This window comes from Roseibium sp. Sym1 (assembly GCF_027359675.1).
Taxonomy (GTDB): domain Bacteria; phylum Pseudomonadota; class Alphaproteobacteria; order Rhizobiales; family Stappiaceae; genus Roseibium.
Window position 1 is genome coordinate 3,681,792 of sequence record NZ_CP114786.1, and the last position, 26,638, is coordinate 3,708,429.

The window sequence follows — 26,638 nt, forward strand, 5'->3', positions numbered from 1 at the left end:
TTTTCTGGAGAACACAATGACCGAGCTGTCCGAACGCAGGGTACGGCACCTGAAACAACTGGAAGCCAACCATAACCGGGATTTCTGGAGCCGTTTCGGCAACCAGACCCTCGATGCAGACACCAATGTGCTTCGTCTTTCAGATGCCATGTGCGCCGACTGGAACCGGAAACAGAAAGCCGAAGACGGCGGCTCGGCACCGGCGGCCCCGCTCACGGCTCCCCGACCGTTGCCGAGGGGATGGCGCAAGGAACACTGGAAAACCCAGCAGGTCATGGCCGCGGATTATGCCGGCGTGCGCGCGGCGACCAAGGCCGATGCCGTCGAGGCACTCGAAGCCTATGAAAACGGCCCCGCCTTGCCGCCCGCGGCCTGAGCCATTCCAACCAGAGAGGTCTCATGTCCGGCACCGTCAACACACCCGTTGAAATGGCGAATCTGGCGCTTGCGCATCTGAAGGAAGCGCCCATTCGCGATTTCGACTTTTCCTCCGTCGCGTCACGATGGTTCCGCAATCACTATGCGGCTCACCGCGATGCCTATCTTGCCATGCATGACTGGGATTTTGCCATGGAACTGACCTGGTTGCCTGCAGAGACAGTCAGACCTCCTTTCCGTTGGGCCTACCAATACAAGAAACCCGCCTCCTGCCTGCGCATGCCGTTGCAAAGCGTGAACGGTGAGGTGGGGGGCACGCTGATCCCCTTCGAGGTGGCCGGACAAAGGATCCTGAGCAACCAGGCGCCGCCCTTTCCCTTGCGGTTCGTCCGCAGGGTCGTGCGAGAGGCGGAGCTTTCACCGCTTTTCGTGCACGGATTTTCGCTCTTCCTGGCCGCCGGTTGTGCCCATGCCATCACCGGCAAGAACAGCCGCGCGGAAGCCTTGCAGCAAGCCGCGGGGGAAGCCTTTGACAGGGCCGGAGCCGCAGATGCCAAGCAGGGGACACCCCTGCCGATGATTGACCTGGACATTATCACCGACCGATGAGCTATCACCTTCAAGCCACTTTCAGCCGGGGCGAACTGGATCCCGAGCTGATCTATCGCTCCGATCTGGAACTGTTCCGGTCCTCGCTCGCGGAGTGTGAAAACTTTGTCACGCTCAAGCGGGGCGGGCTGCGCCGGCGTGGCGGCACAAAGTTCGTCGGCCAGATGAAACAAAGCGCGGATGCCGGCTGGCTGATCCCGTTCGAATTCGGCAACGGCCAGTATTACATGCTCGAATTCGGCGACCATTATTTCAGGGTCTATACACGGTCCGGCCGCGTCGGAAGCGTTGAAGTCGCCACTCCCTACAGCGTTTCGGACCTGCCGGGCCTCAAGGTCGTGCAGTCAACCGACACACTGTTCATTACAGGAGGCGGGGCGGCCCCACATGCATTGAAGCGATTGGGAGAAACCACCTGGACCCTGGAGCCCATGGAGTTCAAGGACGGTCCCTATCTGGACGTGAACATCTCGCCAACGAACCTGAAACCCTCCGGTCTTGGCAATCCCGTGCCCGACATGACGTCGAACACGGCCCCGACCGGAACCGTCACCGCCTTCAACAACAGCACGTCGGCCTGGAAAGTGTTCGACCGGTCGTCGGGCAAGGTGGTGCTTTCCAGCGGCGCCACCGGGTGGGTGCAATACGAGTTTCCGAACGCTGTCGTGATCGACGCCTACATGCTGCAGGCGCCGAACGACAACAGCCAGAATGACGACATGCCCTGGCAATGGAACATCGAGGCTTCCGGCGACGGATTGAACTGGACGGTCCTGGATACACAGGAGGGGCAGGACACCTGGGCGTCAAACGAGTGGCGGCAATATGCATTTCACAATGAGACCGCCTACACCCACTACCGGCTGAGTTTCAGCCAGGGAGGCGGGGCCAACGGCGACAATTCGGCGATCGGGCAGATCGTCTTCCATCAGGCCGGCGACGACCAGACTTCGTTCAGCCTGACGGCCTCCGGCACAGACGGGATCAACGGGGGAACCGGCTTCCAGTTCTCAGATACCGGCCGCCATATCCGGTTTCGCGGCTCCGATGGCTTCTGGCGCTGGTTCAAGATCACCAGCGTGGTGTCGACGACACGGGTCAATGTCCGGCTCTACGGGCAGGCGCTGCTCGACCTGAAAGCCCAGACATCCTGGCGGCTTGGTGCCTGGTCCGGCACGTCCGGCTGGCCGGAAACCATCGGCTGGCACAAGAGCCGGCTGGCCTTTGCGGGAACCCGCGAGGAACCGCAGAAAATCTGGGAGAGCCAGACCGAGGATTACACGAATTTCTCCGTCTCCCATACTCTCCAGGCCTCTGACGCGGTGACCGCGGCCATCCTGTCCGGTCAGGTCAACCGGATCCAGTGGCTCGTGGACGACAATGACCTGATTGTCGGCACATCCCGCGCGGTTCGCGCTGTCGGCAAGGCAACGGAGCAGGATCCATATGGCCCGGAAAATGTCGATCAGCGGCCGGAAACCAATTTCGGGGCGAACAGCGTCAACCCGATCAAGGTCGGATCCGTTCTGCTGTATTTCGGAGCCTACGGCACCGACATGCGCGAAATGGCCTATGACTACGCCGCCGACGGGCGGGTGTCGCAATCGGTGAGCGAAGTTCAGTCGCATCTTTTCAGAACAGGCATCGTCGGTGCCTGTTACCAGCAATACCCGGACAGCATTATCTGGCTTTGGGACCGTTCCGGGCGTGGAATAGGTTTCACCTACGAGCGCCAGCAACAGGTCTATGGCATGCATCGTCATGATTTCGGCGGCCAGGTCGAATGCATGGCGGATCTCTCCGGCGAGCTGTCAGACGAGGTCTGGATGATTGTCAAACGAACGATCAACGGCCAGACCCGGCGGTATATCGAAATCATGCAGACACCGTTCGCGGGTGATGACATCGCGGACGCCTGGCATCTCGATTGCGCCTCGAAATATGAAGGAGCTCCCGCCAATACCCTTTCAGGGCTCGGCTACCTGGAGGGCGAGGACGTGATCCTCTATGCCGACGGAACCGACTATCGCACCACCGTAACCGGTGGCGAGGCCGGTCTTCCCAACGGGCAGGTGGCAACCAAGATCCTCGTTGGCCTGGATGTTCGAGCCCGGGCCAGGACGTTGCCCTATCCTGTGGCTTCGCAGGACGGTGCTTCCTTGGGCCGGAAACTGCGGGCCGACACCTGCCGTATCGCGGTGCTGGACACGGGAACGCTGAAGGCGGGGGCGGAGGAAACCTACCTGGATCAGCTGGTCCAATATCGCGCGGGTGATCCGTCGGGCGAACCTGCTCCGCTGCGCAGCGGGGTTCTCGACCAGGCGGTCGAGACACGCTGGGAAGATGGCGGACAGCTTACGCTGGAAGCCGGCGGCGGCAAACCATCAACCATTCTGGCCATCAATTTCGGCCGAGACGGGGAACCTTGACTATGTGCCATCCTGCAATTCTGGCGGCGGTTTCCGTCGCCGGCTCTCTCGCCGGGGCTGCCACCCAGGCAAGCGGCATCCGGCAGCAGGCCGACGCGAACGCAAAGGCAGAAGAGCGTCGCGCCGAATTCGCCGAGCGCCAGCGTGAAGTCAACCAGGCACGCGCTTCCTACGAGCGCGGACGCACGCTGGAACACTATGCCCGCGTGCTGGGCAACAATCGTGCTTCGGGCGCGGAACGCGGTCTTTCCGAATCCGGATCGCTGACGGACGTCCTGAACGACAATGCGCATGAAGCCGCCCAGAATATCGAGGCCATACGCTATCGGGCGGAAGGCGAACGGGGCAACCTCACCTTCGAAGCCGCGACGGCGCGGGAACGGGCGCAGTCACATCGTGCCGCGGGCCGGATCGGCGCTCGAAGTGCGATCCTGGGTGGCCTTACAAGCGCAGCGACGACACTCGGCAATGCCTTCTATAGCAGCGCCGCATCCATCCGCTGACAGACAGGGTGAACTCTCTTGGCTAGACTTGTAAAATTCAGTGGAACGGGCACCCTGCCGGAGGTTCGAAGGCCTCCGGTTGTCGCTGATACCGCTGTCGGCGCCGCCACGGAAACCCTGGGACGGCAGATCCGGCAATCAGCCGGGCAGGCGGGCCAGCTGGGGCAATTGCTGCGCAGGCGGCAGGAACAGATTGACCGTCTGGAAGTGAGCAGGGCGGTCCGCCAGTTGGATGCCGGTCTCAAGCAGAAAGAAACGACCGAGCGGCAGGCGCTCCAGCCCGGCGCAGCCGGCTTTACCGAAACCATGCTTGCGCATTTCAAGCAGGACGGCGAGCAAGTTATCGTCGCCCAGCCGAAACGGCTTCAGGCACGGCTTGCAAAGGATCTCGAAACGCAGCGTGACCTTTATGCGGACCGGTTCGCAGCGCTCGAATATGCAGAGACCCTCAAGTATTTCCGTGCCGGCATCGCAGAAACCGCGCAGGCGCAGGCAGCGGAAATCGAACAAAATCCGGGTGCGCTAGAAACGGCGCTTGGGTCGATTGCAGAGCTTGTGGAGCATTCGCCCTTGCCCGAGGACGAACGGAGGAGGCTGCTTCACACCAGCACAGACATGCTTGTTGAAAGCTGGGCAAAGACGCTCCCGCCCGAGCAAGTTCTTGCGCTGCTAGACGAAGGCAGTTCAGGCGATGGAACCGATCCCCTGGCGTCGCAGGCACTGGCGTTCCCGGCCGGGCAGGAAATGCGCGGCAAGATGCAAGGCCTGTCGTCGCGAGCGCGAGCACGTCTTTTGGGATCCGCACGTGACGAGATGGCCGTCGAGGAAATCCGAGAAAGCGAGGAAATCGCGGATCGGATTGCCGCTGAAGGAAGTGGCTTCGACCCGGAAGTCATTCATGCGAGCCGATATCTGGCGCCCTCCCGCAAAAAACACTTTCTGGACCTGCTGGACAGGCAGGTTCGCAAGGAGGAAGCCAGCCTGGCTGCACTGGACTGGGTGCAAGAACCGGCGCATGGCGATCCCAATTCCAAGTCGGACCAGGTATTTGCAGACCGTGCTTTCAGCCGCTTGACCGCGAAGGGGGGCGATCCGGATCGGATCGCCCGGTCACTCCTGCGAAACAAGGCTTTGCTGCCGGACGCCTATTCTGCCGGTCTGTTGATGCAATTGCGCAGCCGCGAACCTGACAGCGTACGAAACGGTTTTGAAAAGCTGGCGGTGGCCAGTGAAATCGATCCGGTTTCCCTCCGCGGCGGACGGTTCGGAGGACGGTTGTGGGATGAACTTGCAAAATGGCGAATCCTGACGGAAGTGCAGGGACTGGGACCGGATGAGGCGTCAGTAAAACTCGCCAAGGTGAACGATCCGGCGGTGAGAGCCGCTGTCATGGATCAGCTGGCATCCGGACGCCAGGCCGGCCGACTGCCGCCCGTCGAACCGGTTGATCTTCTTGAGCGCATGGCGACGAGGCTGCCCTCTGGCCAGGCCGGTTGACGGTTCACGAGAGAACTCACTTAGAACATCAAGATATTTCTGGCCGGCAGGGTCTCGAATGCGATCGCGCTTCCGTCATTGCTGGCGGCGGTTCGGGCGGCAGGGCTCGCCGGCATCAGCCAGACATAGGTCAATTCATGACAATCGCAGCTTTATCGGAAGGCCGCGTCCAGATTTTGGGCGACGGCGTGACGGACCGTGTCGACTTGCCGTTTCAGTTCGTCGACCAGACCAACCTTGAAGTCGTTCATACGGATCTCGACGGCAACACCGAGGTCTGGGTGTACCAGCAGGACCCTGGGAACTGGTTCTTCACTGGGGGCGACTTCGCCGCCGGCACGGTTTTCTTCGACGCGGGAGCCGTGCAGCCGGGGGAGATGCTTACTGTACTTCTCGTCAGTGATTTCCAGCAGCCCTACAGCCTGGCGGGCGGGGAGATCGACCCCGCGGTGATGGAAAGGGCCATGGACCGGACGGCCATCAACATGCAGTCTGTCGCCACCCGCGCATTGCTCGACAAGAACGGCGGCTACGACCTGGAAGGCCGTCGGATCGTGAACGGTCTCGAGGCGGCGGACAACAACGATCTGCCGACATTGCAGCAGGTGCTCGAGATCGCGTCACTTCCCGGGATACAGGGGCCCAAAGGCCCGCTCGGCGACCAGGGGCCGGTGGGACCCGCCGGGGCGCAGGGGCCGGAGGGGCCGCAGGGGCCGCAGGGAGAGCGCGGTCCTGTCGGCTACGAAGGCCCGAGAGGCCCGACCGGATTGCAGGGACCAGAAGGCCCGAGAGGACCCGAAGGTCCGGCCGGCCCGACGGGAGCCCAGGGACCGATCGGCATCCAGGGGCCCCAGGGTGCGGAAGGTCCGATCGGCAAGTCGTTTGACCCCGACGCTTCCGGCCTGACGGCCGATCGGGCCGCCTACAACGCGGAACCCGCCAATTTCTCCTTCCTCGACGTGGAAACCGGAACCGTCTATTTCAAGCTGTCCAACGAAGTGGGAACCTGGTCGGCCGGCGTTCCTTTCGGACGCGGCCCGCAAGGCCTTCAGGGACCTCAGGGCCTTCAGGGGCCTGCCGGTCCGATCGGTCTGAACCATCGCGGGACGTGGACGAGTTCAATCGCCTATGCGGCGCGCGACACGGTGTTCCACGACGGGTCCTATTTCATCTGCCAGGCCGGTCATACGGGAGTTCAGCCTGATGTTTCGGCCGCGGAATGGGACCTGGTTGCATCCAGGGGCGAGCGAGGCCTTCAAGGGCAGCAGGGCCTGCAGGGACCCGAAGGTCCCCAAGGCGGGCAGGGACCCGAGGGGCTTCAGGGACCCAAGGGCGACACCGGTGCGCAAGGCCCGACAGGTGCACAAGGTCCCCAGGGACCGCAGGGCGACCCAGGACTGGTGTATCGAGGCATGTGGTCCTCGAGCGTGACCTACAATTCCGACGAGACGGTTACCTACAACGGGTCATCCTATATCTCGCTGACAGTCAATACAGGCAAGAACCCGAGCACTTCGACGGAAGACTGGGGTCTGCTGTCGTCAAAAGGCGACACGGGAGCGATCGGCGCCACCGGGCCGCAGGGGCCACAGGGACCGGCGGGGTCCACGAGCTACAATGCGGGCACGCTCGACGGCCTGGACAGTTCGCAATTCGTTCGTGCCGATACGTCCGACACCATGTCGGGCAGCTATACGGTGACCAGCAACCTCTCCGTCCACGGGAACATGTACAGCGGAAAAAACGGTGGTGGCGACAGCTGGCACTATTTCTACGACGACAATTCCAACCAGTGGCGGAGTTTCGGTTGGGATGACAGTTCGAACAGTTTTGTCCTGGAAGAGAACGACGGCGGCCAGCACAGGGTTGCTCTGGTCTCTTCCGACACGAGCACCAGCACAACAAATTTTCCGATTGGGCATACTTTGCCTGCTGCGTTTGGCTCAAGGCCTGACAGGCGTTCCAGTAGGACAATATATATCTATGGTGGTGACAATGACCAGTACGTGGACAATACTCATTCTGGACCTAAAGGTTCTGCGTTAACTGGCACATATCGTTCAAACGGTCTGCTGTCAGAATCATACGCAATATATACTAGGGTTTCTTAATATTATTGAAATTCAATTTGTTGAGTACTGTTTCTGGATTCTATTTGTTTAAGTTGTTCAGTATTATTATTCGGGCAGCGCGATGAGATTTATTGGAATACAAACATCTCTAGCTTGCGAGGTTGAACTCAAAAATTTATTTCGGAACTTGTCTCGAAGTGCTATGTCGCGATGAACCACCGCAGAGCGAAAGAGGCGTCTATGGCATTCGGGATTGGCCGCACAATCAAGAAGAAGATTAAGTCTAAAAAGGCCGAGCAATTTGAATATGTTGGCGACAACATAGGCGTCCGGAAGAAGAACCTATCCTTTATGGAAGATGAAGAGTTTTCCAAAGCCTGGGAAAAGGCTGTTGAGGGAAACAGACCTGCTTGGGGAGGTCGCTATAAAGACATTCGTTGGAGAGCGCACACTGCGGTCTGGGCAGCGAAACATGGACTGACGCTTGATGGTGACTTCGTGGAATGCGGAGTCTTCCTTGGACTTCTATCGCTGACAATTTGCCACAGCCTGAATTTTGAACAAATTCCCAGGAGTTTTTATCTGTTTGATACATTCGATGGGATACCAGACGATGGCAGGGAGATGATCAAGAAGCAGAATGAAGTCTATTTTGATTGCTTCGATATTGCTAAGAAAAATTTCTCGCCATTTCCCAACGCAAAACTAATAAAAGGCGCTCTTCCAGGAACTCTTGAGCAAGCGCCAATCAAAAAGATCGCTTATCTATCTGTCGATCTAAATCACGCCAAATATGAGAAAGAAGTGATCACGGAACTTTGGGACCGGCTTTCTCAATCTGCTATCGTTCTTATCGATGACTACGCATTTCAGTCAAACGAAGAGCAGTATGAAATGTGGAATGAATTTGCCGCATCCAAAGGTTGTTCGGTTCTGACCATTCCTACTGGGTCCGGAGTGTTGATTAAACCATAAGGTTTAAGACGGGCCTTTTATCTAGTTCATTTCGCAAAAACCGCCCTCCGAGGCGGTTTTTTTTATGGTTGTGGAGGTTTCATGAAATTTATCAAGGATTGGCGGCAGGTTCTGCGCTGGGCCTGGAGTGTGCGCTTGATGGGGCTGGCTGCACTCTTGAGTGCGGTTGAAGCGGTCTCGCCGCATTTGGGTGGGGTGCTGGCTCCGGGGCAACTGGCCCTGGTTTCCGCGTTGGCAACGACCGGTGCCGTCGTCGCCCGGATTCTCGTTCAAAAGGATCTGGACCATGGGACGTAAGACGCGCCTTGCGGGGGTGGTCGGAGCGGCAGCAATTGCGCTCGTCGGTAGTTGGGAGGGCCTTCGGCTGACTGCGTACAGGGATGTGGTCGGCATTCCGACCGTTTGCTACGGGGAGACGCGTGGCGTCCGGCTGGGGGACACGTACAACAAGTCCGATTGTGACCGCATGCTGCTTGTTTCACTCAAGCGGCACGAAGCGGGCATGCGCCGCTGCCTGAAACGGCCGGATGCTCTGCCTGCCAAGTCCTATGTCGCGTTTGTCAGCCTGACCTACAATATCGGCGTCGGGGCCTTTTGCCGCTCAACCGCGCGGCGTCGTCTCGATCTCGGCGATCTGAAGGGGGCATGCGATGCCGCGGCCTGGTTCAACAAGGCCGGTGGGCGAACTCTTCGCGGCCTGATCAACCGGCGCCGGGGGGAACACAGGCTGTGCCTGGAGGGACTGACATGATCAGCCTGCTGCTGCGAAGCCGAACATCCTGTGTCCTGCTTGCCGTGGCCGCCGTTCTGGGCGGCTTTCTTGTCTGGCACACGATCGACAGATCGAGCGCGGTCCGCCGGGCCGTCGCGGAATATATCGCAAATGCGGAACTGACCGCGATCCGTGTGGAACTGAGCGAGCTCAAGCGTCGCAACAGGGTGTCGGATAGCGCCAAACGTCAGCTTCAAACCGAAATCGATAAGGCCAACGCGCAAGCCGAAGCCGCCGTTGAGGAGTTGGAACATTATGTTTCGGCAGTCGAGGACAATTGTGTTGTTCATCCTGACCTTGTTGAGCGCCTGCGCGACCGCTGACAGCCGGCTGCAGCAGGCGGGGCGGAAAACCGGCCTTTTGGCAGCCTCCGCGTTTTTGCCCGACTATCCCGTTGACTGCCGGAAACGGGAAACATCACGGGTCCGCGCGGGAGAACCCCTGGATGTGGCGCTGATCCGGACGGATCAGGCTCTCGGTCGCGCAAATGCAAGGGTGAGCAGATGCTCCCGGTGGTACGACACGATCAAATCCGAATTTTCGAGGGAACAACGTGACTGAAAACGAGTTGCGCGCGCTCGCGCTCAAGAGCGGAAAAGAAGGCGGGCGGGAAGCGGCACGCGAAGTGCTGCGCGCGCTCGGTGTCGATACCGAACATCCGCTGGAAGCGCAAAAGGACATGCATTTTCTCAGGGACTTGCGGCGAGGGACATCAAGCGTCAAGGGAAAGATCATCAACACAATCGTCGGCGCGTTGGCCCTTGCCGGTCTCTACAGGCTTTTGTCAGGTTTCAAGTGGGGCGGCTAGGTTGGCCCTGGCGATACTGCCGAAACCTGTGGCCGGTTCGGCCTTGCGATGATCGGGAAGAGCCTGATGGTGACACACTGTTCACAATTACAAGGCTAGTTGATCGTATATGGTGAAATTACCTCTTCATCATGAACAATGACCGGTCTTCGGTTGGAACTGGATGGAGTGAATGATGAGCAACCCGGTAACCGCAATCCTTCAGATCAACGCGTCGGCGCGCAAGGCCGGCTCGGTGACACGTGAGTTGACCGAGACCCTGGTAACACGGCTCTTGGCGAAGTCCCGGGACGCCAAGGTGATCAGCCGGGATGTTTCGCAAGGATTGCCGTTTCTCGACGAGGATTGGGTCGGCGCCAACTTCACGGATACAGCGGATCGAAGCGCCGAGCAGCGTATGAAACTGGCTCTGTCCGATACACTCGTGTCCGAACTGAAGGCTGCGGACACAATTGTCATTGGGACACCGATCTATAATTTTTCCGTGCCGGCGGCGCTCAAGGCCTGGATCGACCTTGTTGCCCGTGCCCGGGAGACTTTTCGGTACACGGAGAACGGTCCTGAAGGACTGTTGAAGGACAAGAAGGCTTATGTGATTGTTGCGTCCGGAGGCACGAAAGTGGGATCCGAAATCGACTTCGCATCGAATTACCTCAGACACGTGCTCGGTTTCATCGGTATTTCGGATGTGACATTTGTCGCCGCCGACCAACTGATGATGGACCCAGCCAAACGAGAGTTGGCTTTGGCAGAAACGCTGCAGCTTGCAGCCTGAGGCAGATGTCGGAACAGGGATGTAATATATCCGGGTTCCGACGCCAGCGGGGCATCACCGACACCGCCTGCAATTTCTGATTGCGTATTGCTGCGATTTTCCGAGCCGGTAAAAATCCGTAAGGTCAAACTGATCCTGCAGGCGCGAATTGCCTGTGACGTGTGAAACTTGGAACTGCATGACAACAATTACCCTCCCGCACCTTCTGGTGCGGCAGGCTCATTGCAAGTTTTACTCTGATTGTTGATTTTTATAGCCCGCTTGCAGGACAGCAGGTCTGTTTTCTTGCCGTTTTCCGGTTAGCGTCAGATGACGCCAACAACTATTGCAGCCAAAAAAGCAAAGGCTGCGAGAAAGGCAATCATATTCAGGTTCCGCGCAAGAGTCATTTTTCCACTCCCGATCACCTCTTTCTGACCGGGCGATACTATGTCAGCCTTTTCGTGAAACGAAGCGAAAAAGATGCTGCAACGCAGCGATGCCGTGCAGTCACTGGTTGTGTTTTTTGAGGGTTTGTTAAGTAAGGTATTGATCCCAAAAGAAACGTGCCTTTGGCGCCGTGCGACAATTTTTCTCCGGCTAAATTTGACAGAACCCATGTTCAGGTCGCCGTCGTTCCGATGGATGCGGGTGATCCCGGTGGCTGTCCGGCCTTGCCGCTTCCTGAACGCCCTCGTCCTGTAGTAGGTGAATGTTAAGGGCCTGCTGATACATTCCAAGGTCACGCGATCAGCGCGCCGGAGTGTCAATGATCAACCTTGCGAAACTTGCCGACTTGGCAAGGGATCCCAGTGCCGCAGGCCGCAAGAGCCTTGTTGGCGCGCTCACGGATCTTTTTGTGAATTCCGGCGATGATCGGGACGAGCAGATCAGCCTGTTGTTCGGGGACATCGTGCTGAAGGTTCTGGGGCAGCTGGAGGAGGAAACCCGGATCATTCTGTCCAAGCGCGTGTGCCGGGAAAAAGACGCACCGCGCGAGTTGATGGTCAAGCTGGCCAACGACATGATCACGGTTGCCGAACCTGTCCTGGAAAAGTCGCCCGCCCTGACTTCGGATGACCTTGTGGCGATTGCCTCTTCCGCATCAATGGAACATCTTGGCGCGATCGCAGGGCGCGAAACCGTTGATGTGGCGGTCACAACGGTTCTTGTCGACAGGGGCGACAGCGCCGTATTGAGCAAGGTCGCTGAGAACAAGGGCGCCCAATTCGCTGACAGTTCGTTTTTGAAGCTGGTCGAAAAAGCCCGTTCCAACGAGAAGATCCAGGCCGCGCTGATCAATCGCCCGGACTTGCCGGAAGAAGCCGCACAGGCCCTGCTACCGTTTTTGACCGAAGAACTGAAAGAACGGATCAGCTCTCTGGGGGCGGACAATACACTTGTTCAATTGCTGGCCGAACGTGCCGCGACCGAAGTTGCCGCACGTGCGCACAAGCTTGAAGAGGCACGGGAACAGTCCAATGCCCTCATCAAGGACGTGATCAACAAGAAAACGAAGATCGATGATGCGGTCACCATGTTCGCAAGAGCCGATCGGACCGCGGAACTCGGCATGCTGCTGGCCAAGGTGAGTGAACTGCCGCCGGCGGCCGTCTCCCAGTTGTTGTTCAGCAAAAGCGACAAGCCGCTGATCATTCTCTGCAAGGCCAATGGCGTTACATCCGACGCCTACAAGGACGTGTTGACCATGCGGGCGCGCCGGCTTCGGATGGGAGGGCTTGAGCTGAACGCCGCCATCCAGCGTTATTCCGCCCTGAGTGAAGAGGGGGCCAAGCGCTCACTCGAGACGCTCAAGAATTCCAGCGGTGTTTTCGGACTGAACACCGGAAGCGGCAAGGCCCCCGCAGAAGCGGCCTCGTCGAAAAAGAACATTCCGTTTGCGTCCAGCCGCTGAGTTGGCTCACCCCGCGCTACGCTGCAAAGTCGCGGTCATTGCGGCTGCAGACACGAGAAAGGCCCCGCCGATCTTGTTGACCAGCCTCAGAAGCGACGGGCTGCGCAGTTTCTGTCCAAGAGCCGCCGCGGCGAGTGCATAGAAGGCGGCATTGACAATTCCAAGTACCACGAAGGTGGTGCCCAGCAAGGTCAATTGCGGAATGACCGGTGCCTGCGGTGCAATGAAGTGCGGCAGGAATGCCATGAAGAACACAATGCCCTTCGGATTCAATGCCGTGACAACATAGGCATGCCAGAATATCTTCTTCGCAGGTATGTCAGCCACCTGTTGCGGGCCAAGCGCCATTGGACGGCTGCGCCACAACTTGATCCCGAGCCAAACCAGATAAGCGGCGCCGATCCACTTCAGAACACTGAACGCAGTCGCGGACGCAGCCAGGATCGCTCCCAAGCCCATGAGAGAGGCCGTCGCCGCCGTCGCATCCCCAAGACCGACGCCCATCACGCTGGCGAAGGCGGATTTGCGCCCCTGGGTGAGCGCATAGCTGACCACAAGCATGATCGTGGGACCGGGGATGGCCAATACGACAAGCGTGGCCGCGACATACGCGAGATAGAGCTCAAGTGTCATGTGCTGTCCCTTCGAATTGCGGGGAAACGATAGACCCGGTCTGCCGAATGTTCAATCATGTCGAGCAGGACGGCTACACGGACGGGACCGGATGCAAAAACGCGACTTGAGATACGGTATCTGGCTGACCGGCCTTTGCCTGCTGACACTGTCCGCAAGTGCCGCGGAACCTGTTCCCACTGCCGAGCCGCTGGTCCCGAGCCGGCCTGTGCCCTTCATCGCGGGCGTGGACGTTCCCCGACAAAAGCCGCCGGTTCCGTCAGTTGACCCCGTGCTCCCTAGGCAGGGTCCGGCGTCGAAAGCGGCATGTGTCATACCTGGCGCCAGGATCGTGCACAAGGAGCCTTTCACGGGTGGGCTCGAAGGCAGCCTGCTCGATGACGAGGCCTGCGGTATCGCGGAACCGGTTGCTTTCAGAAGTGTTGTAGAGGGACGGATCGAGGTGACCTTGCCTGCATCTGTCATCGTCTCCTGTGATTTTGCCCGCACGGTCACGAAATGGCTGCTGCAGGATGTCGTTCCGGCAGCTGTGAAACATCTGGACAGCGAATTGTCCGGGATCGGCAGTGGACCGGGATACCAGTGCCGCCGCCGAAACAACCTGCCTGACGGCAAACTGTCCGAACATGCCCTGGGCACGGCACTGGATATTTCCCATTTTGAGTTTCGTGACGGATCCAGAGTTTCAATAAGGGACGATTGGTCCGGAGACACAGCGAAGGGCCGCTTCCTGGAAGCAATTCACGCCGCGGCCTGTAATCGATTTCCAACGGTGCTCGGCCCGAATGCAGATCCCAACCACAAGTCCCACATCCATCTCGATACCGGTTGCCATGGCCGTGACTGCACATATCTTATCTGCCAATAAACTTATCTCACCTTGCAATTTATCCTGAAGATTGTTCCCTTGAGGCACTGACTCCAAATGACAGGCTGCGCATGGAACGCTACGAAACCGCCGTTGAGGCTGCTCTCGATCTTCGTCCGGATCAGCCTGTCTACTGCTTCCGCCCCGAAGTTCTGAAGCAGGATGCACAACAGTTTCAAAGCCTGTTTCCAGGGAAAACGGCTTACGCCGTGAAGACGAACGGAGAGCCGTTTGTTCTCAAAACGCTCGCGGATGCCGGGATCGGTTGTTTTGATGTTGCCTCGCCGGCGGAGTTCGCCGCGGTGCGCCAGGCTGCTCCGAAAGCGGAGATGCTCTACATGCATCCGATCAAGGCACAATCCGACATCAGGCTGGCGCTGGAAGACTATCGGATCCGGACACTTTCCCTCGATCATGAAGACGAGGTCGCCAAGATCCTGCGCATCGTTCGCGCGCTGGACATCGATCCAGGCAAGATCACCTTGTTCGTCCGAATTGCGACCAAGGGCCATGCAGCCTACGAATTGTCCAAGAAATTCGGAGCTGCGCCGGGACATGCGGTGGAACTGCTGCAACGGATCCACCGTATCGGTTTCAGATGCGGATTGTGTTTTCACGTCGGCAGCCAAGTCGAGGAACCCGAAACCTACGAACGTGCCCTTGCTTCCGCGGACTGGATCCGGTCGCGCGCAGGAGTGCCGATCGTCGAACTGGATGTCGGCGGCGGTTTTCCTGCCGTCTATGGTCACGATCCTCGCCGCAAGGTGCGCGAAATGCCCTCACTCGAAGAGTTGATGGGGCAGCTGAAGGCCGATATTGCGGACTGGGAGTTTGACACTCTGCCACTTGTCGCCGAGCCGGGAAGGGTGATCGTGGCGAGGTCGATCTCGTTGATTGTGCGGGTGCTTCTGAAGAAGGGGCGCCGCCTCTATATCAACGATGGCATCTGGGCATCATTGTCGGACAGCTGGACTGGCAAGATCACCTTGCCCGCACGCTTCATTCCGGATCCGGCCCGCAAGACCCGCTCCGGCCGACCGGATGAGATCGTACCGTTCAAGGTGTGCGGCGCGACCTGTGACAGCGTCGATATTCTCTCTCGTCCGTTCTGGCTGCCGGAAACCGTCGATACCGGTGACTGGATCGAAATCGGCCATATCGGGGCCTACAGCCTTTCCTTGCGCACGCGGTTCAACGGCTTCTATCCTGACAAGGTCATTGAGGTCGAAACGCCCTTTGATGCGGGCGCTGCGCCGGAAGGGTTTGCTTCCATCGAGACGATGGCGGACTAGTCCGGAAAAAACGCGGCGACAAGCAGGGGACCAGTTCGGCTGATCTGTTGCCTGGCGCCGCGAGGTCACGGGGCTCATGTCCAAACGTGGCTGACCTTACTGGCAGAATTTCTGGACGCCGCTATAGGTCGTGAAAGTGCCGGTGGACGGGTTGAAGGACCGGTATCTCGAGGAGCAATACTGGTACCAGGCCGGACTCCATGGCTGATAGCCAACAGGACCGTCGATGCGGCCGGGATAGGGAGCCGGAGGATAGTAGTTCGCAGGTGGCGGCCCCGCATAAGTCGGCTGACTGGTCGCTCCAAGAAGGATTGCGCCGGCAGCCAGTCCGATGACGCCTGCCGCAACGGCGGCGCCGAGATTGTCATTGTTTTTGTGACGGCGGTGCTTGCGATGTTTGCGATGGTAATGCTGATTGTCGCCCCGATCGTTCCAACCATGCCGTGGACCTGCCTCGGCGGTTGCGACCGTCGGAAGTAGAAGAGCGCCTGTCAGTGCCGCTGCAATGAGGCGTTTGCTGGTGATGTTCATCGGTTCTCTCTCCATTGGGCCGCGCCTTTCAAGTGGCGCCGTAGCTGATGATGTGAAGATCACACATGCGCCCTGAACCGGTTCTGAGATTGCCGTTCATCTCTCGTTCAGATTTCTCTTGTGGGCTCGGCACGGTTCGGACAAACCTAGCCGGACCTTGAAATGGCAACGCGATCGGAGGCCCTTGTGTCAAACCCGGGTGAAGACAGGCAGGAACCAAAATCGGTTATTCGTCCGACGGACGACCAGGCACGCCAATTGGCCAAAGGCCTTGTCCGCGCTGCCCGTTTCGGGGCGCTTGCCGCCATTGAAGCAGGGAGCGGGGATCCTCTCGCCAGCCGGGTTGCGGTCGCCACGGATCTTGACGGGACACCGGTCATTCTTACAAGCACCCTGTCGGGCCATACGGCTGCCATCAAGGAAACGCCAGCCTGTTCCCTGCTTGTCGGGGAACCGGGAAAGGGCGATCCGCTTGCTCATCCAAGAGTGTCGCTTTTCTGCGAAGCGCGGCAAATCGAGCGAGGCAGCAAAGATCACACCCGGGTGCGTAGACGCTATCTGGCGCGTCATCCCAAGGCTGAACTCTATGTCGACTTCGGCGACTTTGCCTTTTTTCGGCTGGAGCTCAACCGGGCAAGCCTGAATGGCGGTTTTGGCAAGGCGTTTGCGCTCGAACAGTCGGACCTGCTCACGCCCGTCGCTGATCTCGAGCAATGGGCCGCCATGGAGGACGGCGCCGTGGCCCATATGAACGAAGACCATGGCGAAGCCGTCAGGCTTTATGCAGAGGTGTTGCTCAAGGCCGGAAGCGCCAACTGGCGACTGGCCTGTCTTGATCCTGATGGGCTGGATCTTGTTGCTGGAGACCGTACCAAACGGCTGTGGTTTTCAGAGCGACTGACGGATCCGCAAGATCTGCGACCAACTCTGGTCGCGCTTGCCTTGCAAGCGCGCAACAACTGACCGAAAAGTTTCGACAGGTCGTCTGGAAGCGGCATCGTCACTTGCCCCGCACATTGCCGGCGGGTAAGCATGATTCTTGATTTCAATCAGGACAATTGAATTGCCTACGCGCTGACCGGTCTTCGATCCCACCCGGCATTTCTCCAAATGCTTGATCTGACTTGTTCGTCATGGTGGCGGATCGGGACCGGTGTGGCTTGGCCAAACCGTATCTGACCTTTCCGATACGCCTCTCTTGTTTTCAGTCAGCCAGACTGAGTGTCTTCCCGTGGTCTCACCCGTCGGGAGGACCGTCCCGGCAGCCCGTTGACGGACTTCCTTTTCCGGAAGGCCATTGGCATGTCGTCCCTTTTCAACGTCGAGTGGACCATTCGCTGTTCCGCTCCGCCCGCAATTCTTCGTCCATGCGCACGCTGCGCTACAACTCGATCGTTTGTTTCAACAGGTAGATTTCGGCTCAATGCCAATGGCAGCAGGCTGGATGCCTGGCTCGTCTACAGCTGCAGGATATGCCGCAAATCCTGGAATCGTTCGATCTTTGAACGCAGGCCAGTCAGCAGCATGACATCTCGGGATTTTCGCGCCCTGCACTCCAACGATCCCGAATACGCCGAGCGTATCGCGCGCGCGCCTTTCAAAGGTGGGGGCGGCTGGGCGTCGCCTGACGGTGATTTCACCCTGACCAGGAAGAGTATCCCCAATTCAGGAGCGGAGAACTGTCCGATCCTGCTTGTTATCCGCAATCCGGATCTTGCGCGTGTCCGGCTCGACAAGGTTCTGGTTCGGGGGCTTCGGAGGAATCGGAAAGATGTGCTCGATCTGGTGGAGAGTGGCGTCCTTCGCGTCCAGAACGCATCTCCGAAGGTCCTTCGGCGTTTGACGCCCGCCGTGGTGGCGATCGAATGTCATGCCATTGAAGGACACGAGGTCCTGCAATTCCTGCGAGGCATGCCTGATTAGGCGGTGTGCAGCAGCGCTTTGAAGGCGGCAATCCGCCTATGTAACGGTTTCTCCGGCGCGGTCGAACACGATCCGGTTACGACCTGCCTTTTTGGCGGCATACATCGCTGTGTCAGCGGCGTTGATAGCGTCGGCGACCTGTTCATGTACGGCCAGTTCGGCGATGCCGAACGAAGCGGTCACCGACAGGTTCAGGTCGTTCTTGATGTTGTAAATCCTTCCGGCGCAGGCTTTTCGAAGCCGCTCGGCGACGCGCGTGACGGTGGGTTGGCTGACACCGCTAATGCACAGCAGGAATTCTTCACCGCCGTAGCGGAAGAACAGATCATCATCACGGATATGATCCCTGACCAAAGCGGCAAACCCTTTCAGGACACGGTCACCAACTTCGTGGCCATGGTCATCATTGACTGACTTGAAATGGTCGAGGTCGATCATGATGACCCATGCCCGTCTGTTCCTGGTGGTTGCCACACGTCTTCGTTCCTCAAGACGAACGGTCATCAGTGACCTGTTTTCCGCTCCCGTCAGGGGATCCGTGGCGTTGATCGAAGCGACCAACGCGTCGTAGGCAGATTCCATAAGGACTACAAAACGCTCGGACGAGGACAAGAATTCATCGTAGAGGTGTACGTCGATTGTTGCGCCGTCCTGGACAGTCGTCGCCATTTTGCGGGCCAGGTCATGGACACTTTTGTGCAGGCTGATCAGGTGTTCCAGTGTTTCCGGGTCGATATCGAGCTTTCTTGCACGCGTTTCCAGCCAGTTTCCCAACGTACAATGCATATGCGCGTCGGTGGCAATCATTTCCCGTGTGGGTTCAAGACCGCATATCAGCGTCTTGTTCAGGCGGTAGACCCAGTTCCTGTGGCTGTTCAGCATTGTGTCCAGCTGTCTGGCTGTTTCTTCCTGTTTTTTGGTCTGTGTCGGTATCATTTATGAGCGTTGACCTATCCAACTGAAAAACAAGAGCCGTCTGAGTTCTTACGTATGGATCTTGCCAGCGACAATTGCCTGGCTCAAGAAATAGATATTTTTCTTTGAATATTCTTTTCTTTCCGGGTGTGATTTGTTTTTTTATACAACCTGTTATTGTTGTCTTCAGATTTTAAAACTTGATCTGTCCGGATTTCTACAGGTGTGAACATTCCTGCGGGCAATCTTGACGTAGCACCCGCCACAAGCGCCGGTGCGTCGGGCCCGGGGGCAAACAGGTCATGCGGCGCGCAAGTGCCCCAGGAAATCGTCCAGTCCCACCCGGATCGTACTGATCTGTGTGGAGACGTTCTGGATCTGGTCAACAACGTCCCTGACCTTGTCACCAGACGTTTGGGCGGCCTTGTTGACTTCGGCGATATTCACCGAAATATCCGCACTGCCCAGGGCAACTTCATTCGCGTTCTTGGCTATTTCGGACGTGACCGCGTTCTGTTCCTCGATGGCGGAGGCAATTCCCGAAATCTGCTCCCGGATGTCGGACATGGATTTGACAACTGTCATGATCGATTGGGAACAGCTCACGGCGCCCGATTGCACGCCGCTCAGCTGCGACCCGATCTGGTCGGTAGCATGGCCGGTCTGGGTCGCGAGTGCCTTGACCTCTGAGGCAACCACCGCGAATCCCTTGCCGGCCTCACCTGCTCTTGCAGCTTCTATGGTTGCGTTCAAGGCGAGCAGGTTTGTCTGCGCGGCAATGTCACTTATGAGCTTCAGCACTTCGTTTATTTCTTCGGCAGAGGTCGAAAGTGTGCCGACGGTGTCACTGGATGCTCCGGCCTGCTGGGACGTTTGTTCTGTTGATGTGTTGGCCAGCGAAACCTGACGGCTGATTTCCTGGATGGAACTTGCCAGTTCCTCAGAAGCCGAGGCGACGGATTGAACGCAGGCGCTGGCCTGGTTCGCAGCGGCGGCAACCGTGTGGGAACGCTCCTCTGTTTCCCGGCTGTTCCGCGCAAGCTGATCTGCCCCCTCCGCAAGATCCTCCAGGGCTTTCACGGCCGAGTCGCAGCTCGTCATCAACAGGCCTTCCAACTGGTCTGCCAGTCTAAGCCGGGTATCCCTGCGGTCCACTTCCGCCTGCAATTCCTCTTCGCGTGCCTGATCCTGCAAGCGTTTCATTTCGATCGTGTTCAGGCGAAAGGTTTCGAAGGCACCGGCAACCTTACCGATTTCGTCTCTCGAATGGACACGGACTTCAACATCCGTGTTGCCCTTGGCCAGTTCCAGCAATCCACCGGCAACCTGGTCAAGCGGTTTGGAAATCATGAAACGCGAGAACAGGATGGCTCCCAGTCCGCAAAGGACGAAGGTTGCAATGGCTGAGAAGACGATCTGTTGAAAGGCTTGCTTCTCATGGGTTTCGGCTGTCAATGCGGCACTGAGTGTGAACCGTTCGATCTCCTCCAGCAAGGCCACAAGCTCGTGATCAAGTCGTTCCTGTTCCTCTTCCAGCTGGAGAAGCAATCGACCGGCGGAAACGAGATCATTTTCCGAAACGTGTTGCAGGATTTCGTCGACGTGAGCCTCGTATTGCGCATATTCGGCTTCGATGCGCTTGAGCTGTTCGACGGTCTTGAGAAATTCCCGGCGTTCCCCTTCAGAAGTGGACTGGTCGAGAGCATTTCGAGCCAGTTCCTCGGCTTTCAGAATTTCGTCACCGACCTGGGATTCCAGTTTCTTCAAGCTGGTCCTCAACGACTGGATGGCATCTGCTTCATCGTCCGAATGCACGCCAGCGAGACGCATGATTCTCTCGACGAGCGCGGCCTGTTCCAGCTGGTGATTGGTCACATGGCTGATCGCTTCCGTGAGGGGAATGTCTTTTTCCGCGATGTTGGCAAGTTCCTTGCCGATCGCATTCATCTGAAAAACGGCGACCAGGGCCACGATCACCAGGCCCAGAGACAAGAAAGCAACCAGTGCGAGGATCTTGCCCGCGACGGAGGTCGCAATCGGATTTGACATGGTCATTTTAGATTTCCCGAGAGTACGGTGTTTCTGGACGACCTCCCTACATCGTTGAGTTGAGTTTAGGTGTGATCTGGTTGAAGAATTGGTAAATATGGTCCCTTTGAAGATTAAATAATTCGCGCTTAGGTAGAAATGTCAGGGTGTCTATTCACATCTGCAGATGTAACCTGTTTCAAGCTGCCGGCGGATCGCCTGTCCTCGACCAGCCGGCGTGAAGCGATGTAGGTTTCTGGCTCAAGATTGCAAAAAGCCGCGCTTGCAGGCGCGGCTTTTTCGTTTTGACCTTTCCTGAAAATCAGGAGCCGGCCGTTCCCCAGCCACCGGCCGTCGGCGTGATGACGGTTACCGCCTCTCCGGCTTCCAGGATGGTCTGGTCACAGCCTTCGAGCTCTTCAACCCGTCCATCCCGCCTGCGGACTTCAGTGCGGCCCAGTTCACCGTCACCGCCTCCGTCGAGACCCTTTGGCGGAACCGTACGGTGGGACGCCAGGATGGCGCAGTCCATCTTCTCCAGAAAACGAAGCGTCCGTCTTGTGCCGTCCCCGGCTGACCATTTGCCCTTGCCACCGGATCCCTTGCGGATATGGAAATCTTCCAGCAGCACCGGGAAGCGGAACTCCAGAACTTCGGGATCCGTCAGCCGGGAGTTGGTCATATGGGTGTGGACACCATCCGTGCCGTTGAATCCCGGGCCGGCCGGTGAGCCGGAGCAGATGGTCTCGTAATATTGATAGGTGTCGTTGCCAAAGGTCAGGTTGTTCATCGTTCCCTGGGCATTTGCCATGGCGCCAAGAGCTGCAAAGACCGCGTTGGTGACATGCTGGGAGGTTTCCACGTTGCCGGCAACGACGGCTGCAGGGTAGGACGGCCGCAGCATGCAGTCCTGCGGAATGACGATGTTGATCGGCTTCAGGCAGCCGGCATTCATCGGTATGTCGCCGTCCACCATGACGCGGAAGCAATAGAGGATCGCGGCGCGGGTCACCGGTTCGGGAGCATTGAAGTTGTTCGGCTTCACGTTCGAGGTGCCGGTGAAGTCGACCGTCGCTTCGCGCTTGTCCTTGTCGACCGTGATCCTGACCTTGATTACGGAGCCCTGGTCGGTCGGGTACTCATATTCGGAGTCCTTCAGCGCCTCGATCACGCGCCGGACACTTTCCTCGGCATTGTCCTGAACGTGGCCCATATAGGCCTGGACCACATCCAGACCGAAATGGCCGACCATCTTGCGCAATTCCTGAATGCCCTTCTCATTGGCCGCGATCTGGGCGGACAGGTCGGCGACATTCTGGTGAGGGTTCCGGGCCGGGTAGGGGTGATTGGTCAGGAGCTCGACCAGTTCCTGCTCGCGGAACCGTCCCTGATCGACAATCTTGAAATTGTCGAAGAGCACCCCTTCCTCGTCGACCGTGGTCGCGCGTGGCGTCATGGAGCCCGGTGCGGAGCCGCCGACATCGGCGTGGTGACCGCGTGACGCGGACCAGAACAGGATCTCCTTGCCGTCATCATCGAACACCGGAGAGACCACCGTGATGTCCGGCAGGTGCGTGCCGCCGTTGTAAGGTGCGTTCAGCGCAAAGACATCGCCCGGCTTGATCTTGCCCTCGTTGAGCTTGATCACCGTTTCCACCGAGCGGTCCATGGAGCCGAGATGCACCGGCATATGCGGCGCGTTGGCAACCAGGGCGCCACCGGCGTCAAAGACGGCGCAGGAGAAATCGAGCCGTTCCTTGATATTGACCGAGTAGGCCGTGTTCTGCAGCGTCACGCCCATCTGTTCGGCGATCGACATGAACAGGTTGTTGAACACCTCCAGCATCACCGGATCGGCATGGGTGCCGATGGCCTCGGTGCGCTTCAGCGGCACGATGCGCTTCAGGATGACATGATCCTTGGCATTGATTTCCGCCTGCCAGCCGTCTTCGACGGCAATGGTCGCGTGCGGTTCGATGATCACCGCCGGGCCGGTCACCTTCATGCCGGGTTTCAGGCTTTCTCGCTTGAAAACGCCTGCCTTGTGCCAGCCGCCGTCGGAATAAACGCTGGTCGACGTGACCGGGGACGGATTGCTGGAGGCCAGCGTCAGATCCGGTTCGGTGAGACCGGCTCCGCCACCGGCTGTTTCCACTTCCAGGGCTTCGACGACCACCGGCTTGTTGTCATAGGCAAAGCCGAATTGCTTCTTGTGTGCCTTTTCGAACGCTCCGCGCATTTCGGCGACCGAACCGAGCGGCACCGGCAAGGGTGTATCGGTGCCGTCATAGCGAAGGTGTGCGGTTGCCGTCGTCCGGCGGGTGCTTTCCGGAATTGCCTGTTTCTCGAGTTCCGCTTCCGTCTGCGCGGCGAGTTCCTTGCGCAAGGCGGCGAGCTCCGGCAGCAGGTCCTCGGTCAAGGTCTTGACCACGGCCTTCTGACGGTCCGCCCGGATATCGGCCAGGCCCATGCCGTAGGCCGACAGGATGCCGGAGAAGGGATGCAGGATCACGGTCTTCATGCCGAGGCTGTCGGCCACCTGGCAACCGGTCTGGCCGCCGGCCCCGCCGAAGCAGGTGAGGGCATATTCGGTTACGTCGTAGCCGCGCTGGACCGAGATCTTCTTGATGGCATTGGCCATGTTCTCAACCGCGATCTTCAGAAAACCGTCGGCGACTTCCTCCGGCGTCCGACCGTCGCCGATTCGCATGGCGAGATCGGTGAAACGCTTGCGGACGATCTCGCCATCGAGTGCTTCATCCTGGTTGGGACCGAAGATTTTCGGGAAGAACTCCGGCACCAGTTTGCCGGTCATCAGGTTGGCGTCGGTAACGGTCAACGGGCCGCCGCGGCGGTAGCAGGCGGGCCCCGGATTGGCTCCCGCAGAGTCCGGACCGACCTGGAAACGGCCGTCGGCATAATGCAGGATCGAGCCGCCGCCTGCCGCGACCGTGTGGATCATCATCATCGGGGCGCGCATGCGCACGCCGGCGACTTCCGTTTCGAAGGCGCGTTCATATTCACCATCGAAGTGGCAGACATCGGTCGACGTGCCCCCCATGTCGAAGCCGATGATCTTGTTGAAGCCCGCCATGCGCGAGGTTTCAACCGCCCCGACGACACCGCCGGCCGGCCCGGACAGGATGGCGTCCTTGCCCTGAAAGAGATCCGCCGCGGTAAGGCCGCCGGAGGACTGCATGAACATCAGCCGCGGGCCTTCGCCCAGTTCCTCCTGGACCTGGTCCACGTAGCGTCGCAAGATCGGCGAGAGATAGGCATCGACCACCGTCGTGTCTCCACGCCCGACCAGCTTCATCAGCGGCGAGACCTCGTGTGAGACCGAGATCTGCGGGAAGCCGATCTCCTCGGCGATCTGTTTCAGGGCCTGTTCGTGGACCGGATAGGCGTAGGCGTGCATCAGCACGATGGCGATCGAACGGATGCCGTTGTCCCAGGCTGCCTGCATCTCGGTGCGCGCCTGGGACTGGTCGAGCGTTGTTTCCACCGTACCGTCGGTGCGAACGCGTTCGGATATTTCATGGACGCTTTCGTACAGCAGTTCCGGCTTGATGATTTCCTTGGCAAAGATATGCGGCCGGGCCTGGTAGCCGATTTCAAGAGCGTCCCGGAACCCTCTCGTGATGAAAAGAGCGGTGCGCTCACCCTTGCGTTCCAGCAGGGCATTGGTTGCCACCGTTGTGCCCATCTTGACTGTCGCGACCTTGTCGGAGGGGATCGGTGCGCCTTTTTCAACGCCCAGCAGTTCGCGCACGCCCTGAATGGCGGCGTCCCGGTAGGCTTCCGGGTTTTCGGAAAGAACCTTGTGCGGATGAAGGGTTCCGTCCGGTGCCCGGCCAACAATGTCGGTAAAGGTGCCACCCCGGTCGACCCAGAAATCCCACTTGGCTGTCATGATCTTCCCTCTGATATTGCCGACTTGGAGGAATACGAGATTCTCCGCCGGTGCTGCGTGTTTTTGATAACAGATGGCATTATGCTGACATTTTATCGATAAAATGTCGATGAAAAAATCTGAATACCCGGTTATTCGAACTTTTTATCAGCCGGAGCGATACCATATGGCACTGAGAACAAAGGGAAATCGCGAAACTTGGGGGGCTTGTGTCAGGCTGCCAGGGATCCGATGAACGGGAGCCCTTCCTGTTTCACCGCGCGAATGGCGTCGATTTCGTGGTGGGAATCCGGTCTCTAAAGCCGCAGGCGTCAGTATGCCGTTGTCCGCTTTAGCAGCCTCAGCCCGCTTGCTCCCCAGCCGAATCGCTGCGCAACGGGGCTGCCCTCGTCCGCATTGAAGGCCTCGATCGCCGAAGCGGTTTCCTCTTCATTGCTGTGAACGATCAGAAGCCAGTGATCCCGCGAAGCAGCATTGTTCAGGTCTTCGCGTCTTGTGGCTGCCGTGAACGCCTCCGGGTCGCGCAGGTAATAGGCGAGGGCAGGTGCCGCAAACCCCTTGTAGAGCACCAGACGGTCCTCCGGCTGACGGATTGACTTGTAGTCCTCGACAATCAGGCGCCACTCGGGCCGGATCTTTTCCGTCAGTGTGAACCTGAGTTCCGGATAGGACAGGAACACGGCTGCCGCCAGCACGGCGATTGGCGCGAATACCGGGTGAAGGCGCTGCGCAACCGCGGCGGCCAGCAGCAGAAGGCCCGGCCAGGCGGCAATCAGGTAGCGGTCGAACAGGATTGGCTGAACGAGGACGGAATAGAGATAGGCGAGTAGCGGCGGGCCGAGAGCATAGGCGGCGCACACGAGGTTTGCCTGGCGCATGAAGGTGGTGGCGCTATCCTTGTCTTTGCGCGGCAGGAGCGCCAGCAGGCAGACGAGCGCCATCGCCGACAGAAGCCAGAACAGGGTCAGAGATCCGGATATGCTGAACACCATCCCTTTCAGGAAAGGAAGATCCGGATAGGCGATCCAGAAGCCTTCCTCCGCGACCGAGCGCGCACGGTTCGCCAATATGATCAGCCAGGGAACAAACAGGAGCGTGCTGCCGGCCATGGCAAGGCATGCCCGGAACGCATTTGACCCCCGGATCGGTTTCTTGCGGAGGAAATCCAGGAATACGATGCCGGCGCAGACCAGTCCCACCGGGGCAAATCCCAGCAGGGCATAGATATGGCTGTAGAGAAACAACGCCCCGGCGACCACGAGTGCAAGCAGCCAGCGGCCGGAAGGATGCTGCAGCACCTTCAGCGTCGCCAGAAGAAAGAACAGGCCGGTTGCCGCCAGCAGCGCATACATGCGCGCTTCGGTCGAATACCAGATGTGGAACGGAGAGACCGCGAGCAGCGCGGTGGCCAGCAACCCGGCGGGTCGTCCGGCCAGCATCATGCCGATGGGATACATCAGCAATACGGCGGCGACACCGAGCACAGCAGACGGCAGCCGGAGAGCGGTTTCGCTGTCACCCAGCACCGGCATGGATGCCCAGAGGAGGACATTGTGCAGCGGCGGATAGTTGTCTCCGGCAACGGATCTCAACAGCGCGCCGAAACTCCCGCTGGACTGGCTCCAGCTGACGGCCTCGTCATACCAGAGGCTGGTCCGGTCGAGGTCGTGCACTCTGAGCAGGGCGGCAACAATCAGCAGGAGTAGCAGGAGCAGAACAGGGACCATGTGCCTGGCCCGAAACCCCTCTAGATCATGTTTCCGCAATTCCCGTCCCTCCGCCTGGTTGCGCAAACGCTAGCCAATGACCCGGACAGAAGAAAG

The 26,638-nt window shown here is 58.8% G+C and carries 24 protein-coding genes; 17 read left to right on the forward strand and 7 right to left on the reverse strand.

The window, feature by feature from the left end; all coding sequences use genetic code 11:
- Window positions 1-16: 16 nt before the first annotated feature.
- The 12 genes from O6760_RS16700 (at window position 17) to O6760_RS16755 (ending at window position 10,818) form a co-directional block, all read left to right on the forward strand.
- The gene (locus tag O6760_RS16700) at window positions 17-376 is read left to right on the forward strand and encodes a hypothetical protein (protein WP_269580846.1); all 360 of its coding nucleotides are present in this window, start codon (window positions 17-19) and stop codon (window positions 374-376) included.
- Between the two features lie 23 nt (window positions 377-399).
- On the forward strand, window positions 400-987 hold the full coding sequence (locus O6760_RS16705; RefSeq protein WP_269580847.1) for a hypothetical protein: 588 nt from the start codon (window positions 400-402) through the stop codon (window positions 985-987).
- The gene (locus tag O6760_RS16710; RefSeq protein ID WP_269580848.1) at window positions 984-3,416 is read left to right on the forward strand and encodes a hypothetical protein; all 2,433 of its coding nucleotides are present in this window, start codon (window positions 984-986) and stop codon (window positions 3,414-3,416) included. Before O6760_RS16705 ends, O6760_RS16710 begins: the two co-directional genes overlap by 4 nt.
- 2 nt (window positions 3,417-3,418) lie before the next feature.
- Window positions 3,419-3,919, forward strand: a complete 501-nt coding sequence (locus O6760_RS16715; protein WP_269580849.1) for a virion core protein, T7 gp14 family — start codon at window positions 3,419-3,421, stop codon at window positions 3,917-3,919.
- Window positions 3,920-3,937: 18 nt separating this feature from the next.
- Window positions 3,938-5,416 carry a hypothetical protein gene (locus tag O6760_RS16720; protein WP_269580850.1) on the forward strand — a complete coding sequence of 493 codons (1,479 nt, stop codon included), beginning with the start codon at window positions 3,938-3,940 and terminating at the stop codon, window positions 5,414-5,416.
- 137 nt (window positions 5,417-5,553) lie between these two features.
- Window positions 5,554-7,527: a hypothetical protein gene (locus O6760_RS16725; protein WP_269580851.1), complete on the forward strand. Its 1,974-nt coding sequence runs from the start codon at window positions 5,554-5,556 to the stop codon at window positions 7,525-7,527.
- A gap of 201 nt (window positions 7,528-7,728) precedes the next feature.
- Window positions 7,729-8,463: a TylF/MycF/NovP-related O-methyltransferase gene (locus tag O6760_RS16730; protein ID WP_269580852.1), complete on the forward strand. Its 735-nt coding sequence runs from the start codon at window positions 7,729-7,731 to the stop codon at window positions 8,461-8,463.
- 81 nt (window positions 8,464-8,544) lie between these two features.
- Window positions 8,545-8,760 (forward strand): DUF7940 domain-containing protein, encoded by a 216-nt coding sequence (locus O6760_RS16735; RefSeq protein ID WP_269580853.1) that lies wholly within the window; start codon window positions 8,545-8,547, stop codon window positions 8,758-8,760.
- Window positions 8,750-9,214 carry a lysozyme gene (locus O6760_RS16740; RefSeq protein WP_269580854.1) on the forward strand — a complete coding sequence of 155 codons (465 nt, stop codon included), beginning with the start codon at window positions 8,750-8,752 and terminating at the stop codon, window positions 9,212-9,214. The genes O6760_RS16735 and O6760_RS16740 overlap by 11 nt, the downstream gene beginning before the upstream one ends.
- On the forward strand, window positions 9,211-9,558 hold the full coding sequence (locus O6760_RS16745) for a hypothetical protein (RefSeq protein ID WP_269580855.1): 348 nt from the start codon (window positions 9,211-9,213) through the stop codon (window positions 9,556-9,558). Before O6760_RS16740 ends, O6760_RS16745 begins: the two co-directional genes overlap by 4 nt.
- Window positions 9,559-9,788: 230 nt before the next feature.
- Window positions 9,789-10,043, forward strand: coding sequence for a hypothetical protein (locus O6760_RS16750; protein ID WP_269580856.1), 255 nt, complete (start codon window positions 9,789-9,791; stop codon window positions 10,041-10,043).
- Between the two features lie 172 nt (window positions 10,044-10,215).
- Complete coding sequence (locus O6760_RS16755; RefSeq protein WP_269580857.1) at window positions 10,216-10,818, forward strand: FMN-dependent NADH-azoreductase; 603 nt, start codon at window positions 10,216-10,218, stop codon at window positions 10,816-10,818.
- 305 nt (window positions 10,819-11,123) lie between these two features.
- Here O6760_RS16755 and O6760_RS16760 read toward each other — a convergent pair whose 3' ends face one another.
- The gene (locus O6760_RS16760; protein WP_269580858.1) at window positions 11,124-11,417 is read right to left on the reverse strand and encodes a hypothetical protein; all 294 of its coding nucleotides are present in this window, start codon (window positions 11,415-11,417) and stop codon (window positions 11,124-11,126) included.
- 149 nt (window positions 11,418-11,566) lie between these two features.
- On the opposite strand from O6760_RS16760, the gene O6760_RS16765 reads away from it, so the two are divergent.
- Window positions 11,567-12,712 carry a DUF2336 domain-containing protein gene (locus O6760_RS16765; protein ID WP_269580859.1) on the forward strand — a complete coding sequence of 382 codons (1,146 nt, stop codon included), beginning with the start codon at window positions 11,567-11,569 and terminating at the stop codon, window positions 12,710-12,712.
- 6 nt (window positions 12,713-12,718) lie between these two features.
- Here O6760_RS16765 and O6760_RS16770 read toward each other — a convergent pair whose 3' ends face one another.
- Entirely contained in the window at window positions 12,719-13,345 is a 627-nt protein-coding gene (locus O6760_RS16770) for a LysE family translocator (protein ID WP_269580860.1), read from the reverse strand.
- A gap of 91 nt (window positions 13,346-13,436) precedes the next feature.
- On the opposite strand from O6760_RS16770, the gene O6760_RS16775 reads away from it, so the two are divergent.
- Window positions 13,437-14,213: an extensin-like domain-containing protein gene (locus O6760_RS16775; RefSeq protein ID WP_269580861.1), complete on the forward strand. Its 777-nt coding sequence runs from the start codon at window positions 13,437-13,439 to the stop codon at window positions 14,211-14,213.
- A gap of 71 nt (window positions 14,214-14,284) precedes the next feature.
- On the forward strand, window positions 14,285-15,505 hold the full coding sequence (locus O6760_RS16780; protein WP_269580862.1) for an alanine racemase: 1,221 nt from the start codon (window positions 14,285-14,287) through the stop codon (window positions 15,503-15,505).
- Window positions 15,506-15,601: 96 nt separating this feature from the next.
- Here O6760_RS16780 and O6760_RS16785 read toward each other — a convergent pair whose 3' ends face one another.
- Window positions 15,602-16,036, reverse strand: a complete 435-nt coding sequence (locus O6760_RS16785) for a BA14K family protein (protein ID WP_269580863.1) — start codon at window positions 16,034-16,036, stop codon at window positions 15,602-15,604.
- Window positions 16,037-16,198: 162 nt separating this feature from the next.
- Here O6760_RS16785 and O6760_RS16790 point away from each other — a divergent pair, with 162 nt between their 5' ends.
- A complete protein-coding gene (locus O6760_RS16790; protein ID WP_269580864.1) occupies window positions 16,199-16,999 on the forward strand; it encodes a HugZ family pyridoxamine 5'-phosphate oxidase in 801 nt (266 codons plus the stop codon).
- Between the two features lie 339 nt (window positions 17,000-17,338).
- Window positions 17,339-17,959 (forward strand): DUF1062 domain-containing protein, encoded by a 621-nt coding sequence (locus O6760_RS16795; protein WP_269580865.1) that lies wholly within the window; start codon window positions 17,339-17,341, stop codon window positions 17,957-17,959.
- Window positions 17,960-17,995: 36 nt separating this feature from the next.
- On the opposite strand, the gene O6760_RS16800 is transcribed toward O6760_RS16795, so the two are convergent.
- From O6760_RS16800 to O6760_RS16815, 4 genes are all read right to left on the reverse strand, one after another.
- Window positions 17,996-18,895: a diguanylate cyclase gene (locus tag O6760_RS16800; protein ID WP_269580866.1), complete on the reverse strand. Its 900-nt coding sequence runs from the start codon at window positions 18,893-18,895 to the stop codon at window positions 17,996-17,998.
- 279 nt (window positions 18,896-19,174) lie between these two features.
- Window positions 19,175-20,929, reverse strand: coding sequence for a methyl-accepting chemotaxis protein (locus O6760_RS16805; protein WP_269580867.1), 1,755 nt, complete (start codon window positions 20,927-20,929; stop codon window positions 19,175-19,177).
- A 295-nt stretch (window positions 20,930-21,224) separates the two neighbouring features.
- Window positions 21,225-24,815: a hydantoinase B/oxoprolinase family protein gene (locus O6760_RS16810; protein ID WP_269580868.1), complete on the reverse strand. Its 3,591-nt coding sequence runs from the start codon at window positions 24,813-24,815 to the stop codon at window positions 21,225-21,227.
- A 311-nt stretch (window positions 24,816-25,126) separates the two neighbouring features.
- Complete coding sequence (locus O6760_RS16815) at window positions 25,127-26,542, reverse strand: glycosyltransferase family 39 protein (protein WP_269580869.1); 1,416 nt, start codon at window positions 26,540-26,542, stop codon at window positions 25,127-25,129.
- Window positions 26,543-26,638 lie beyond the last annotated feature (96 nt).